Here is a 14720-nt window from a genome sequence, read left to right on the forward strand (position 1 = left end):
ATGCATTGATTGCAAGTGCATTTAATTCTGATGCAACAAAGTTGATTCTTTGCTACGGTGCGTGCATGGCGGCCGAGAATGCCGAGCAAGGGCTCGTGGACCAGTGGCGCGACATCCTGACGGTGCACGCCCGTACCCTGTGCGAGCTCGACCGCGAGCTGCACCCCCATGGCCTGGGAGCCAGTGACTTCGAGGTCCTGGACCTGCTGGTGGCGGGTGCCGCGACGGACGGCGGCCCCAGCTTCCGGGTCCAGGAGATCTCCGAGCGCGTCCACCTCAGCCAGAGCGCCCTGTCCCGGCTGGTCGGACGCCTGGAGAAGGACGGCCTCGTGACGCGCGGGATGTGCGCCGAGGACCGGCGGGGTGTACGCGTGTGCGTCACGCCGAAGGGGCGCGAACTGCACGGTGAGGTACTGCCGTTGCAGCGCGCGGTCCTGTCCCGGATGCTGGCGGGCGGCCCGGCGCCATCCTGCGGTTGACCGGGTTGACCGGGTTGACCGGGCTGTCCGGTCGCCTTGCCCGTTGCCGTGTTCAGGGGCCCATGTGCCTGGAGCCGGTCGCCCCTTGGAGCCGGCCGCCCTCTGGGGGGCGGCCGTCCGGTCGTGTCCTCAGTTCCAGGTGATGGCGGACTTCTCCCGCCACAGGGTGGCGAGCGAGGCGTCGCCCGTCACGCCCGGGAAAGGCGCGCGGTTCCACAGGGCCAGGTAGAGCCCCGCGACCGGTCCCGCCAACTCGCAGTCCACGTCCGCGTTCTCGTCGGTGCCCGGGCCTGCGTGACCGCCGCGTTCACCGAGCGGTGCTCCGGACGACAGGTGTACGGTCCACACGGCGTCCGGGCGGTCCGTGGCGCGCACGCGCAGTACACGGGGTTCTTCGGTCCGGACCTTGCTCTTGTCCCGCGCGTGGAATCCGAGCAGCAACTCGTCGATCCCGTCGACCGCGAAGTCCGGCGGGACGGGGGTGGGTTCGACGCCGAGCGCAGACTCGGCGTCGACCCGGTGCACCGTGGTCTCGTGCGCCTGTCGACGTGCCCAGAAGGCCAGCGGCGAGGGTGCCGGCAGGAAGCTCCAGCACCGCACGTCCGGCGAGGCGCCGGCCAGGGTGTCCACGAGCCGGGCGTGCCCGTCGCGGAACCAGGTGAGCAACTCGTCGTGGTCCAGATCCGGCAGACCGCCGTCGGGGTGGTACGAGGTGTGCCCCTCGGCGACGAACGCGGTGGCCCAGCGGTGGACCATGCCCGTGTGCCGCACCAGATCCCTTACCTGCCAGCCCGCGCAGGTCACGACCTCGGCGTCGACGCCCGCCTTCTCCGCGGCAGCGGCCAGTGACCGGCCCTCCCGGTCCAGGGTTTCCACGAACTCCCGAGTCTCCATGCCGGGAATTGTGCCCGACGCGGGCCGGGCACGCGGGGTGCGAGGCCGAAGTGCGGGGGAGGGGGGCCGAGTTCGGGCTTGCCGCTCCTCGCTCTTCGCCCTGCCGCTGTCGCCCGTCAGCCCACGGCGGCCCGGCGTGTCGCGAATCCGATCAGGGCGGCCACGGCCGCCAGTGCCGCCACGCTCGTGAGTGCCGTCGGCAGGGAGTACCAGTCGGCCATGAACCCGATCGCGGGCGGCCCGAGCAGCAGGCCCCCGTACCCGAGGGTGGACGCGACCGCGACCCCGCTCGCTCCGGCGAGGGCGCCGGCCCTGTCGACCGCCACGGGGAAGTTGTTGGCGAGCCCGAGCCCGGTGACGGCGAAGCCGACGAGAGCCAGCCAGACGGAGGGCGCGAGTGAACCGAGCAGCATGCCGAGCGAGGCCATCGTGCCGCCCATGACCAAGGTGCGGGTCCGGCCCAGCCGTTCGAGCAGTGCCGTCCCGCTCAGCCGGCCGATCGTCATGGCGAGGGCGAAGCACGAGTATCCGGCGGCGGCTGTCCCCGGGTGTGTGTCCAGGTCCTGCTGGAGATGGAGCGCGCCCCAGTCCGCGAGCGCGCCCTCGCCGTACGAGGTGCACAGGGCGATCAGCCCGAAGACCACCACCAGGCCACGGGCGCGGGAGCCGGCAAGGGGGCGTCGACCTCGGGGGCGTCACCCCGTGGGCGATCCGGTGACACCGGGGCGTCCTCCCGAAGCAGCGCGCGTCCCGCGACGCCGGTCACGAGCAGGCCGATGACGGCGATGCCGAGCAGGTGGCGTGTGGGTGACAGATACCCGGCGACCAGCCCGCCGAGGCCCGCTCCGAGCATGCCGCCCAGGCTGTAGGCCGCGTGGAAACTGGGCATCACGGGGCGTCGCAGAGCTGCCACGAGATCGACGGCCGCGCTGTTCATGGCGACGTTGATACCGCCGTAGCCGACGCCGAAGACCAGCAGGAACAGTCCGAGGACCGGTACCGAGCCGGCGAGCGGGGGCAGGACGATGCTCAGGGACAGCAGCACCCCGCAGGCCACGGTCACCTGGTGACTGCCGAACCGTCGGCACAGCCGCCCCGTGAGCATCATGGTGATCACGGCACCGGCGGAGACGCCGAGAAGCGCGAGGCCGAGAGCGCCGGCGGAGGCGCCGGTCTGTTGCTTGATGGCGGGGATCCGCACGACCCAGCCGGCGAACACGAAGCCGTCGAGGGCGAAGAAGGCGGTGATGATCACGCGGAGTCGGGTGAGGGAGCGATCCGGCACGACGCTGTGCGGAACCATTTTGTTTATTTGCGGCACAAACTCACGTTAGACGGCTGCCACGCTCGGGGCAAGGGGGCCGTGGGGGCGGGACGCGAGAGGCGCCGCCGTACGAATGCGCTGGTGGGAGCGGGGTGGAGCCCTGCTCGGGCCTCCGTCGAGCCCCGGTCGGGCAGGCGTGTACCGGTGCGGCGGGTGCGGGTCGGGCGAGAGGGGGCTATGCAGACTGGAAGATCGGCTACACCCCCGCGGATCACCTCTTGACCATGGTCTAGGTCTGTTGGGGGACGGGTTGGGGTTCGCAGATGTTCCATCGACCTTCGGCGCTGTCGGCAGCGGATGCGACGATCTGTCCATGGGTGTTCTCTACGGCTACTTCGCCGCCGCTGATGACGACGACGCTGTTCGAGCCGTCGTCCGGGACGACGGTGAGCCCAGCGGGACCGGCTATGACCAACTGGTGATCAAGGGCGTCGATCCGGTGGTGGAGCTGACGCCCGCCGAGGCACTCGTGACGGGACGGTCCGCCGCCGATGTCCGGTGCGACCCCCGGCACGGCAGCCTCATCGGGATGCTGGGGGACGGCGAACTGGTGGTGGTGTCGCTGACGGACACCTTCCGGGACGCGCTCGCGACCTGCGAAGCCACTTCTTTGCGCGACGTCGCCTCCGACTGGTCGAGCACCGAGGGCACCTTTTACCACCCGGCTGATCCAGAGGATCTCGCCGGCTTCCTGGAACGGCTGTCCGAGCTCGCCGGTCGAGCGGTCTCGCGGGATGCCCGCCTCTACTGCTGGATCTGTCCCTGACCCCGTCGCCGCGCCGACAGGCCCGCGAGTGAAACCCGGGTCACCTGAGCCCCGAGGACTCCCTCGCCGTTCGGGCGATCACCGAGGGCCGCCACCCGGAACACGGATGGCGGCCCTCAGTGTGTGTCGCGGCCCTGTCGACTGAGCTGGTCAGGCGCGAGCCGTGACAGCCCGGGCACCCCTCGCCGACCCGAGGGGAACCTCCGGGCAGACCGGCGGCTCAGGCCGCCGGAGCCGGGAACGTCGGGTACTCCACGCCGGAGACGTGCTGGACGACACGGATGACCTGGCAGGAGTAGCCGAACTCGTTGTCGTACCAGAGGTAGAGGATCGCGTTGTCGTCCTCGACCTTGGTGGCGCCGGCGTCGACGATCGAGGCGTGGCGCGAGCCGATGAAGTCGCTGGACACCGCGTCGGGGGCGCTGATGAAGTCGATCTGGCGCTTGAGCGGCGAGGTCAGCGAGACGTTGCGGAGGTAGTCGAGGACCTCCTCGCGGGTGGTCGCGCGGCCCAGGCGCAGGCTGAGGATCGCGATCGAGACGTCCGGCACCGGGACGCGGATCGAGCTTCCGGTGATGGGCGCCTTGAGATCGGGCAGCGCCTTGGCGACCGCGGAGGCGGCACCCGTCTCCGTGATGACCATGTTCAGCGGCGCGGAGCGGCCCCGGCGGTCGGAGCTGTGGTAATTGTCCAGCAGGTTCTGGTCGTTGGTGAACGAGTGGACGGTCTCCACGTGGCCGCGCAGAACGCCGTACTCCTCGGCCATCGCCTTCAGCGGCGGCACGATCGCGTTGGTGGTGCAGGAGGCGCAGGACAGGATCTGCTCGTCCGGCTTGATCGTGTCGTGGTTGACGCCGTGCACGATGTTGGGGACGTCGCCCTTGCCCGGAGCGGTGAGGACGACCTTGTCGATCCCGGGGCGCAGGTGGTTCGAGAGGCCCTCGCGATCACGCCACTTGCCGGTGTTGTCGACGAGGATGGCGTCCTTGATGCCGTACGTCGTGTAGTCGATCTCGGACGGATTGCCGGCGTAGATGACCTTGATCTCGTTGCCGTTGGCGATGATCGTGCTGTTCGCCTCGTCGACGGTGATCGTGCCCTGGAACTGGCCGTGGATCGAGTCGCGGCGCAGCAGCGAGGCGCGCTTGACGATGTCCTGGTCGCCGCCCTGGCGCACGACGATGGCGCGCAGGCGAAGGCCGTTGCCGGAGCCGGTCTTCTCGATCAGCAGGCGGGCGATGAGGCGGCCGATGCGGCCGAAGCCGTAGAGGACGACGTCGCGTCCCTCGCGGCGCTCGATCTTGTTCTCGCCGGTGGCGCCGGAGACCGCCTCGGCGGTGAACTCCTCGACGGACAGGCCGCGGTCGTCGGCCCGGTACGTCGCGGCCAGCATGCCGATGTCGATCTGGGACGGGCCGAGGTCGAGCGTGGTGAGCGTCTGGAGGAACGGCAGCGTGTCGGTGACCGAGAGCTCCTCGCCGGCGATCTGCCGGGCGAAGCGGTGGGTCTTGAGGATGCTCACCACCGACTTGTTCACCAGGGAGCGGCTGTGCAGGAGGACGGTGACGTCCTGCTCCCGGTGCAGCCTCCCGATGATGGGGATCATCGACTCCGCGATCTCTTCGCGGGTCTTCCAGTTGGTGAACGCGTCGTCGTTGACAGTCACAGGAATCATCTTTCGAGCTAGGTGGCGCTCATATGGTAACCGGACCCTCTTTCTGATGTTCATGCGGTGTCCACTCGTGGGGAGGCAGGCGTCCGTCAGGCTTCCAGGGCAGGGGGTTTCGGCCCTTCCGGCCCGACGGGAGGCGCGTGCGCCATCGGTTCAGGCGCGGGTGGGCGGCCGGAAGAGGTGCCGGAGGGTCATACGGCCCTGACCTCGACCCCGGCCTCCTCGAACCGTCCGATCATCTCGGGTCCGGCCGCCGCGTCCGTGACGAGTGTGTCCACGGACTCGGCCGCGCAGATACGGGCGAACGCGCGCTGCCCCAGTTTGCTGGAGTCGGCGGCGACGATCACGCGTTCGGCCCGCTCGCACAGGAGGCGGTTGATGGCCGCCTCCGCCTCGTCGTGGGCGGCGGCGCCGTGCGTGGCGTCGAACGCGACCACGCCGAGCACGGCGACGTCCAGGGTGATCTGCTTGAGTACGCCGTCCGCCAGCGGCCCGATCAGCTCGTACGACTGCGGCCGGGCGACCCCACCGGTCACCACGATCTTGAACTGGGGGCGCACGGTGAGCTCGTTCGCGATGTTCAGCGCGTTCGTGACCACGGTCAGTGCGGGGGAGCCCGACGCCAGGTCCGGGCGTACGGCGAGGGAGCGGGCCACTTCGGTCGTCGTGGTGCCGCCGGTGAGGCCCACCGCCTCGCCGGGGGCGACGAGGTCCGCCACCGCCTTCGCGATGCGCTGTTTCTCCGAGGCGTGCCGGGCGGTCTTGTAGCGCAGGGGGAGTTCGTAGGAGACGCCGTGCACGACCGCTCCGCCCCGGGTGCGCACGAGCATCTGCTGCTCGGCGAGCTGGTCGAAGTCGCGCCGGATCGTTGCCGCCGAGACCTCCAGCCGTGCCGCGGCCTCCTCGACGTCCAGGCGGCCCCGCTCCACGAGCAGTTCCAGCAGTGCCTTCCACCGGGCGTCCCGCGACATCAGCGCCCTCCATTCCTCGGTCCTTCGCGACCTTAACGCACCCCCGGTGCGTTCAAATGCTTGATTGTGCTCGAAACATCGCTATATCTTGCAGAAACAAGCATCAGCGGGAGGGGTACGGCATGACGCATGTCGAGGAAGAGCTGAGCAGCCAGCCCGAGTGCTGGATCCGCGCCGCCGACGAGGCGGCGACGCACGAAGCCGCGCTGCCGGCGGCGGGGGAACGCGTCGCGATCGTGGGGTGCGGCACCTCGTTCTTCATGGCACAGGCCGCGGCCGTGCTCCGCGAAGAGTCCGGGCAGGGGGAGACGGACGCCTTCGCCGCCTCGGAGTTCCCCGCGGGCCGCTCGTACGATCGCGTCGTCGCCCTGACGCGCTCCGGGACGACCACCGAGGTGCTCGACCTTCTCGGACGACTGCGCGGACACACGCGTACGACCGCGGTCACCGCCGATCCGCACACGCCCGTGATGAAGTGCGCGGACGACGTCGTCGTGCTCGACTTCGCCGACGAGCGCTCCGTCGTGCAGACGCGTTTCGCGACGACCGCGCTCACCCTGCTCCGCGCCCATCTCGGCCTGCACGGCGAGACCGTCGTCGCGGACGCGCGCACCGCGCTCGGCACCCCGCTGCCCGAAGGGCTCGTCGACTGCTCGCAGTTCACCTTCCTCGGTCGTGGCTGGACCGTCGGGCTCGCCAACGAGGCCGGGCTCAAGATGCGGGAGGCCTCTCTCGCCTGGACCGAGGCCTACCCCGCGATGGAGTACCGGCACGGCCCCATCAGCATCACGACCCACGGCACCGCCACCTGGATGCTCGGCGAAGCACCCGAGGGGCTGGCCGAACAGGTCCGGGAGACCGGCGGGCTGTGGGTGGGCGGCGGCCTCGACCCGCTCGCCGAACTCGTCCGCGCCCAGCGCCTCGCCGTCGCCGTCGCCGCGGCGCGCGGCCTCGACCCCGACCGGCCCCGCCACCTCACCCGCTCGGTGATTCTCGGCCCCTGAAGCCGCCGAAGCCACCGCACCCCTGAACCCGCCGAAGCCGCCGAAGTCGCAGAAGTCGCAGAACCGGCTCGATCCCCCATGGAGCAGGAGGAGTTGTGCCCCTCGCCGCAACCGGTGAGCTGGTCGCCCGGACCGCCGAGGCCCGGACCGCCGTCGCCGCGTTCAACGTCATCACGCTGGAACACGTAGAGGCCGTCATAGCGGGGGCGGAATCGGTCGGCGCGCCCGTCGTCCTCCAAGTCAGCGAGAACGCGGTCAAGTTCCGTCAGGGACGACTGCTCCCACTGGCCCGTGCCGCGACCGCCGCCGCCGAACGGGCCTCCGTGCCCGTCGCGTTGCACCTCGACCACGTGCAGAGCGACGAACTGCTGCGCCAGGCACCCGAAGCCGGGTTCAGCTCCGTCATGTACGACGCCTCGCACCTGCCCTACGAGGAGAACCTCGCCGTGACCCGGGCCGCCGCCGACTGGGTGCACTCCCAAGGCCTGTGGATCGAGGCGGAGTTGGGAGAGATCGGCGGCAAGAACGGTGAGCCCCCGCGGGACGCGCACGCGCCCGGTGCCCGTACCGACCCCGGGGAGGCCCGCGCCTTCGTGGTGGACTCCGGTGTGGACGCGCTGGCCGTGGCGATCGGCAGCTCGCACGCGATGACCACCCGGACCGCGGCACTCGACCACGACCTGCTCAAGCGCCTTGCGGCCTCGCTCGGCGTCCCTCTCGTCCTGCACGGTTCCTCCGGGGTGCCCGACGCGGAGCTCCGGGCGGCCGTCCAGGGCGGCATCGCCAAGGTCAACGTCGGGACCGCGCTGAACATCGCGATGACGGGCGCCATCCGGGAGTTCCTCACGGCCAGCCCCGACGCCGTGGACTCACGGAAGTACCTGGGCGTGGGACGGGAGGCGATGGCGCGGACGGTGGCGGAGCTCATCGGCGTGCTGCGGGGGTGAGCCGTCCAGGTGCCGCTACAGCCGGATATGCGCCCCTGAAGCCGCCGCTCGGCGGGTACCGGGTCGCGTGGAAGCCGGTTTCCACGTATGTGCTTTTGCACCGACGGCAGTTCGAGCGGGTGACAAGGTGGCTAGGGTGAACCACCATGAGGAGGCCGAAAGGGCACGGTACGCTCGCGGGTGAAGCTTCGCCCCGGAGGTCACTCGGGCACGCGTCCGTATGCCCCATGGATGCGGGGAGCAGGGGTTTGCGGTGTTTTCGGGGCAGGGCCGGCACCGGGCCGGGCGCAGGACGGAGAAGGCCTTGAGCGGTCAACTTCTGGCTGGTATCCGTGTGTCGGCGCGCGACGACGGGGTGTATGCCCCGGTGAACGAGGCGCTGCCCGGAACCGGCCGGCACTCCAGCGTGCGTCGGGGACTGCGCCCGTCCCCCGGCGCGCACCGGGAACTCGGCCCACGCGTCCCTCTGGGCTCGACGTGAACGGACTGATCTACTACCTGGCCGCGGCCGTCCTCTGGATGGGACTCGCCGCCCAGTTGCCCGACCTGCGCCGCCACCGCAGAGACCCGCTCAAGCGGTCGTTCTGCGCCGTCATCCTGCTGTCGGGACTCTGTTTCGTGCTCGGTGCGCCGCCCACCGTCATTCTCGTCAACAGCCTCACCGGCATTCCGAACATCGCGGCGCCGCTGACCTACGGCGCGGTGACCGCCTTCGGCGCGGCCTCCCTCATCCTCATCGTGCACTGGCGGGGCAACGACCCCGCCCAGGTACGGCGCACGTCCCGGGCATGGCTGTTCAGCTATCTGGGAGTGATCGCCGCCGAGGGCCTGCTGTTCTCGCTGGGCGACGCGCCGGTCGAACGCCGGGCCGACTTCGACACCTACTACGCCTCGACGCCGTTCATCCGGGAGATGATCGTGCTGTATCTGGTGGCGCACATGGTGGCCGCGGTGACGACGACCCTGTTGTGCTGGAGCTGGATACGGAAGGTGAAACGCTGGACCCGGGGCTCGCTGGCCCTGCTCGTGCTGGGCTGGCTGTTCACCAGCGCCTACGGCATCGTCAAGTCCGTGGCGCTGAGCGCTCATTGGCTCGGGCACCGCTGGGACAGCCTCAGCACCAGCGTCGCACCGCTGGTGGCCGTCGGTTCCTGTCTGGCCTCGGCCGGCTACATCCTTCCCCTCGTCGGTCCGCGCATCGACTCGGCCGTCGCGTTCGTGCGGCTGCGTCCGCTGTTCCGTCTGCTGGCGGGACCGACCAGCCGCCGGCGCTGCGTCACCGCGTTGTCGTGGCGGATGATCGGCGACGTCGAACTGCGGCTCACCACACGGGAAACCGCCATCCGTGACGGCCTCAAGCGGCTCGCCGGGCAGCTCGACGACCAGGTGCGCAGCCGTGCCTGCCGGGACGCGCTGGCCGCCGGGTTCTCGGCGGCGGAGGCCGAGGTGATCGGGATGGCCGCGATGGTCGCCGTGGCCGCTCTGGCCGAGACGCCGACACCCATGGCGGAGACCGGCACCATCGGCATCTCGGTCGGTGACGTCGATGTGGTGGTCTCGGTCAGCGCGCGCGTGCGACGGCCGGCGGGCGGTTCGCGGTCGCTGGACACGGGGCAGCCGTCCTTGCTGAGCCTGTCCAAGGCGGTGCGCACGCCGATCGTCGACGCCGCGATCCAGTCCCGGAGGACCGCGGTGCGACAGCTGTCCTGACCGCGCCCGACGCGGCGGCGTGCGCAGCGGACGCTCGTACGACGGCGGGGCGGAGGCCGGGAGCGTGCGTCCGGTCGGACGCACGCCCGTACGGCACGCGCCGTCACACGGCGAGCGGGCCCACGGAGTCGAGGAAGGCGCTCTCCTCGGTGGTCAGCGGAGGCCCGGTCAACGGCTCCATGACGGGGCCCTTCAACGTGGCCACGAGCAGCTCGGTGTGCAGCAGACGGCTCGTGTCGGCCTGGAGCGTCGCGACCTTGCACCTGGCCGCGGACACGGAGTACGAGGTGGTCGCCACACGTGCCATCCGGCCCATGTACTGGCTGAGAAGCCGGTCCGCGAGGCTCGGAGCCCTGCCGACGACCTCCGGGAACCACTGGTCCTGGGACGTGCTCATCGTGTAGGCGGCCGAGACGGACTTGGCGGCCGCCCGCTGGACGTCGCGGGCGAAGCCCGGGGCGGTGACATCGGTCTGACGCAGCTGCCGGCTCAGCGCCTGGGCACCCAGGGCCGCGACGGACATGCCCTGCGCGTACACGGGGTTGAAGGTGGCGACGGCGTCACCGAGCACCACCAGGCCCTCGGGCATCACGGCCTTCTCGAAGTCACGGCGCCGGTTGCGGGTGCTGCGGCTGAGGAACACCTCGCCGAGCGGCTCGGCGACGGAGACGAGCTGACCGATGAGCGGGTGGCGCAGGCGGAGGGCGAAGTCGGTGAAGTACCCGGGGTCGGCGGTGGGTTCGCCGCCGCGGGTGCCGGCGAGCGTTACCAGCCAGCGGCCGTCCTCGATCGGCACCAGAGTCCCCGAGCGCCCCGGCCGGGAATCCGTCGGGTCCGCCTCGACCTGGGTCAGCGGGAAGTCCTCCGCGCCCCACGGGACGCGGAAGACCCGGCTGGCGCAGACGAGCCCCGAGTCGACCTCGTCGGTGGGGATGTCCGTCACGCCGAGCCCCTCGAGCCAGTGCTCGACACGTGAACCCCGTCCGCTCGCGTCGACGACGAGATCGGCGCGCAGCTCCTCCTCGAGGCCTTCGGAGAGGACCCGTACACCGGTGACGCGTTCCGCCGTTCCCACCAGGGACAGCGCCTCGGCACGGCGGACGACGACGGGAGTGGTGCTCAGGACCGCGTCACGCAGGGTCCAGTCGAGCAGGTCACGGCTGCAGCAGGTGAGCAGGAGGTCGTCGGTCACGGTCGGCCAGCGTCGCTGCCAGCCCTGCGGGCCGAAACCCAGCATGTCGGTCATGGGCTGCTCGCGCGCTCCCGCGGCGAGCAGGCGCCGGTGCACGTTCGCCACCGGAAGCAGTTCCTGGATGGCGTCGCGTCCGCTGGGCAGCAGGACGTGGGCGTGCCGTGCCTGGGGGATCCGCTTGCGCGGGGACGGTCTGTCGGGCAGCTCGTCGCGCTCCAGGACGATCACTTCGTCCATGGACCGAAAGAGGGCCGCGGCGGCGAGCATGCCGGCCACGCTCCCGCCGATGACGACAGCGCGGCGCGACATGGTTCCCCCAGTTGTCATTGGTGATCGGCATCACTTTACGGTTGTAGGCGCAGGTGTCCAGGGGTGATCAAAAAGTGAGCGGATTCTGTCCGCGGGGTCGAACACGGGCGTCCCCCGGGGCAGCCCCGCCCCGGTCGGACGAGCCCTACCGCCCGGCGTCCTTCTTCACGGTCCGGAGAATCACGAACTTGGCGTCACCCGCGACCAGTTCGCTGTTGCCGAAGAGGCGGCGCAGCTTCAGGTGGTAGCCGAGGTGGCGATTGCCGATCACCCACAGCTCGCCACCCGGCCGCAGCGCGCGCCGGGCGTCCGAGAACATCCGCCAGGCGGTCGTGTCCGTCATCGCCTGGTGGGAGTGGAACGGGGGATTGTTCAGCACGAGGTCGACACTCCCGGAAGGCACTCCCTCCAGCCCGTCGGCGACGAGGAATTCGGCCTTTCCGTCGGCGTTCGCCCGGTACGTCGCCTCCGCCGAGGCCACCGCCTGGAACGACTCGTCGGCGAACAGCACCTCGGCCTCGGGATTGGCGAGCGCCATGGCCGTACCGACCACGCCGTTGCCGCAGCCCAGGTCCACGACCCGTTCGGCGCCCCGGCTGTGGGGCAGATGCCCGAGGAAGAAGCGGGTGCCGATGTCGAGGCGGTCGGCGCAGAAGACTCCCGCGTGGTTGACCACCGTGCGGCCGGAGACCGGGCCGACGTCGTCGGGCAGCAGATAGCTGTACGGCCAGGGGTTGGCCCTCCGGGCGATCCCCTGGAGCGGGGTGCAGAAGATCAGGCGGGCCTTCTTCTCGGCCAGCGACGTGCGGGTCGGACCGAGGATCCGCTCGAACAGGTGCAGCGTCGAGGTGTGGATCTCCTTGACCATCCCCGTGCCGATCACCACCGTTCCCTCGTGCACGCCGGGTGCCAGCCGGTGCAGCTGGTCCTCCAGCAGGGCGAGGCTCTTCGGCACCCGTACGAGCAGCACGTCGATCCGCCCGGGAGGCGGGTCCTGTGTCGTGAGGAGCCGGACCGCGGACTCCTCGGCACCGGCGCGCGCCAGATTGGAGCGGGTCGCCTCTCGCGCCAGGTGGGAGTCGGTGACCAGCGTCGGCCGCCGCTCGGACAACGCCGTGGTGAGGGCGCCCCAGCGGTCGCCGACGATCACGACCGAACCCGTCAGCGGGGTGCCGCTCTCCGCGAGGTGCCGCAGCAGATAGGTGTCGGCGGCGTCCCAGGCACGCAGCCGGTCGCGCGGGTCCTCGGGGAAGCGGGCGAGTTCGTACTCGCCCCAGGGTGTCGTCATTCGGTCGTTCATCGTGGGTCAAGGCTATGCGACCCGGAGTGCCTGAGGTGCGCGAGGATGGGGGCATGTCGATGGACGCGGAGCTGTTCCCGCGCGGCAGGACGGAGATCGCGCCGGGCGCCGTGCACCTTCCGGACTGGCTGGACGCCCGAGGCCAGCGCCTGATGGTGGAAGCCTGCCGAGGCTGGGCCCGTCCCCCGGCGGGCCTGCGCACCGTCCGCACCCCCGGCGGAGGCACGATGACCGCACGCCAGGTCTGTCTTGGCCGGCACTGGTACCCGTACGGCTACGCGCGCACGGTGGTCGACGGCGACGGTTCGCCGGTCAAGCCCTTCCCCGACCGGCTCGGCCGGCTGGCCCGTGACGCTGTCACGGACGCCCTCGGCGCCGACGCCCCCGGCTCGGATCCGTCCGCCGTGTACGACATCGCGCTGATCAATTTCTACGACGCCGAAGCCCGTATGGGCATGCACCGCGACAGCGACGAATCGTGCGACGCCCCGGTCGTGTCGCTCAGCCTGGGCGACACCTGTGTCTTCCGGTTCGGCAACACGGAGTCCCGGACACGGCCGTACACCGACATCGAGCTGCGCAGCGGCGACCTCTTCGTGTTCGGCGGCCCGTCACGGCTCGCGTACCACGGAGTACCGAAGGTGTACGCGGGCACGGCGCCCCCCGAGTTGGGACTGACCGGGCGGCTGAACCTCACGCTCCGCGCCGGCGGCTTCCCGCCGGAGCCTGCGCGATAGGGCCTGTCCGGCAATTCCCGTCTGCCGTGCGACGGGCGACGACGCGAACCGTCGGGCAGTCCCGGGCGGCGGACGCCGCCACGGTCGTGCGGCGGCGGCCGCGACCGGACGGGCCCCGCGGGAGCGGATCATGGGAGACTCGCCCTCATGAACGGCAAGGCGGGCCCCCGGACGGCGGGGGATGGCAGCACGCGGACACGGCTCGACCGGGGGCGCGGAGCGCTCGGACCGGCGCTGGAACTTGTGCACACCGGGCGCGCGCCGACGCGTGCCGTGCTCACCGCCGAGCTGGGAGTCACCCGGGCGACCGCGGGCGCGGTGGCCGCGGAGCTGGAGGCGCTGGGGCTGATCCGCGTCGACGCGCGGCCCGGTGCCGCCGCGGGTTCGCAGGGGCGGCCCTCGCACCGGCTCGAGGTCGCCGACGACGGGCCCGTCGCGCTGGCCGCGCAGGTGCACGCCGACGGTTTCCGGGCCGCCCTGGTCGGCCTCGGCGGCCGGATCGTCGCGACCGCGCCCGGTTGTGAGACCGTCGACGCCGATCCGGCGAAGGTGCTCGGCTCGGTCGTCGACGCGGGCGCCGAACTGCTCCGCGAGACCGGGCGCCGCTGTGTGGGCGCCGGGCTCGCCGTACCGTCGGCCGTCACCGAACCCGAAGGGCTCGCGCTCAATCCACTGCACCTCGCCTGGCCCGCCGGGGCCCCCGTCCGGGAGATCTTCGCGGAGCGGGTGCGCGCGGCCGGGATCGAGGGGCCGGCGTTCGCCGCCAACGACGTCAACCTCGCCGCCCTCGCCGAGCACCGGCACGGAGCGGGGCGAGGCGCCCGCGACCTGCTGTGCGTGGCCACCGGACACCGTGGCGTCGGCGGTGCCCTGGTGCTCGACGGGCGTCTGCACACCGGCAGTTCGGGGCTCGCCCTCGAAGTCGGCCACCTCACCGTCAATCCCGAGGGTCGTCCCTGCCACTGCGGAAGCCGCGGCTGTCTCGACGTCGAGGCCGACCCGCTGGCCTTCCTCACCGCGGCCGGCCGGGCCCCCGGCCCCGAGGTGTCGCTGCTCCAGCAGTCCAACGAGCTGATCCGCGACGAGAGCCACGATCCGTCCGTCCGCACGGCCATCGAGGCGCTGATCGACCGCCTCGGCCTCGGCCTGGCGGGTCTCATCAGCATTCTCAACCCGGACCGCATCATCCTCGGCGGACTGCACCGCGCCCTGCTGGACGCCGACCCGGACCGGCTGCGCGCCGTCGTCGCCGACCGCAGCCTGTGGGGGCGCAGCGGCGGGGTACCGATCCTCGCCTGCACCCTGGACCACAACAGCCTGGTCGGAGCGGCCGAGTTGGCCTGGCAGCCGGTCCTGGACGATCCGCTGAAGGCGCTGCCCGTCTGACCCTCGGGAGCACCGGGGCAGGGCGAAGT

At 71.2% G+C, this 14720-nt stretch carries 12 protein-coding genes and 1 pseudogene; 7 read left to right on the forward strand and 6 right to left on the reverse strand.

Going from position 1 to position 14720, the window contains the following annotated elements:
• Positions 1-65 precede the first annotated feature (65 nt).
• Positions 66-479 (forward strand): MarR family winged helix-turn-helix transcriptional regulator, encoded by a 414-nt coding sequence (locus OG780_RS36060; protein WP_328455301.1) that lies wholly within the window; start codon positions 66-68, stop codon positions 477-479.
• A gap of 129 nt (positions 480-608) precedes the next feature.
• Here OG780_RS36060 and OG780_RS36065 read toward each other — a convergent pair whose 3' ends face one another.
• Together OG780_RS36065 and OG780_RS36070 are read right to left on the reverse strand one after the other, a co-directional pair.
• Positions 609-1373 (reverse strand): maleylpyruvate isomerase family mycothiol-dependent enzyme, encoded by a 765-nt coding sequence (locus OG780_RS36065; RefSeq protein WP_328455303.1) that lies wholly within the window; start codon positions 1371-1373, stop codon positions 609-611.
• Positions 1374-1489: 116 nt separating this feature from the next.
• Positions 1490-2676 (reverse strand): annotated as a pseudogene (locus tag OG780_RS36070) (MFS transporter).
• Positions 2677-3010: 334 nt separating this feature from the next.
• Between OG780_RS36070 and OG780_RS36075 the strand changes: the two are divergent.
• The gene (locus OG780_RS36075) at positions 3011-3463 is read left to right on the forward strand and encodes a hypothetical protein (protein ID WP_328455305.1); all 453 of its coding nucleotides are present in this window, start codon (positions 3011-3013) and stop codon (positions 3461-3463) included.
• Between the two features lie 220 nt (positions 3464-3683).
• Here the strand turns inward: OG780_RS36075 and OG780_RS36080 are convergent, their stop codons facing one another.
• Positions 3684-5129, reverse strand: a complete 1446-nt coding sequence (locus tag OG780_RS36080; RefSeq protein WP_328455307.1) for a glyceraldehyde-3-phosphate dehydrogenase — start codon at positions 5127-5129, stop codon at positions 3684-3686.
• Positions 5130-5326: 197 nt separating this feature from the next.
• Positions 5327-6106 carry a DeoR/GlpR family DNA-binding transcription regulator gene (locus OG780_RS36085; RefSeq protein ID WP_328455309.1) on the reverse strand — a complete coding sequence of 260 codons (780 nt, stop codon included), beginning with the start codon at positions 6104-6106 and terminating at the stop codon, positions 5327-5329.
• Positions 6107-6228: 122 nt separating this feature from the next.
• Between OG780_RS36085 and OG780_RS36090 the strand changes: the two genes are divergently transcribed.
• From OG780_RS36090 to OG780_RS36100, 3 genes are all read left to right on the forward strand, one after another.
• Entirely contained in the window at positions 6229-7110 is an 882-nt protein-coding gene (locus OG780_RS36090) for an SIS domain-containing protein (RefSeq protein WP_328455311.1), read from the forward strand.
• A 95-nt stretch (positions 7111-7205) separates the two neighbouring features.
• Positions 7206-8057 (forward strand): class II fructose-bisphosphate aldolase, encoded by an 852-nt coding sequence (locus OG780_RS36095; protein ID WP_328455313.1) that lies wholly within the window; start codon positions 7206-7208, stop codon positions 8055-8057.
• A 477-nt stretch (positions 8058-8534) separates the two neighbouring features.
• On the forward strand, positions 8535-9767 hold the full coding sequence (locus OG780_RS36100) for an MAB_1171c family putative transporter (protein WP_328455315.1): 1233 nt from the start codon (positions 8535-8537) through the stop codon (positions 9765-9767).
• 103 nt (positions 9768-9870) lie between these two features.
• On the opposite strand, the gene OG780_RS36105 is transcribed toward OG780_RS36100, so the two are convergent.
• Together OG780_RS36105 and OG780_RS36110 are read right to left on the reverse strand one after the other, a co-directional pair.
• Entirely contained in the window at positions 9871-11268 is a 1398-nt protein-coding gene (locus OG780_RS36105; protein ID WP_328455317.1) for an FAD-dependent oxidoreductase, read from the reverse strand.
• Between the two features lie 145 nt (positions 11269-11413).
• Complete coding sequence (locus OG780_RS36110; RefSeq protein WP_328455319.1) at positions 11414-12568, reverse strand: methyltransferase; 1155 nt, start codon at positions 12566-12568, stop codon at positions 11414-11416.
• A gap of 59 nt (positions 12569-12627) precedes the next feature.
• On the opposite strand from OG780_RS36110, the gene OG780_RS36115 reads away from it, so the two are divergent.
• Both OG780_RS36115 and OG780_RS36120 read left to right on the forward strand, forming a co-directional pair.
• Positions 12628-13305 (forward strand): alpha-ketoglutarate-dependent dioxygenase AlkB family protein, encoded by a 678-nt coding sequence (locus tag OG780_RS36115; protein WP_328458624.1) that lies wholly within the window; start codon positions 12628-12630, stop codon positions 13303-13305.
• 147 nt (positions 13306-13452) lie between these two features.
• Positions 13453-14691 (forward strand): ROK family protein, encoded by a 1239-nt coding sequence (locus OG780_RS36120; protein WP_326789343.1) that lies wholly within the window; start codon positions 13453-13455, stop codon positions 14689-14691.
• Positions 14692-14720 lie beyond the last annotated feature (29 nt).

This window comes from Streptomyces sp. NBC_00386 (genome assembly GCF_036063235.1).
Classification (GTDB): Bacteria; Actinomycetota; Actinomycetes; order Streptomycetales; family Streptomycetaceae; genus Streptomyces.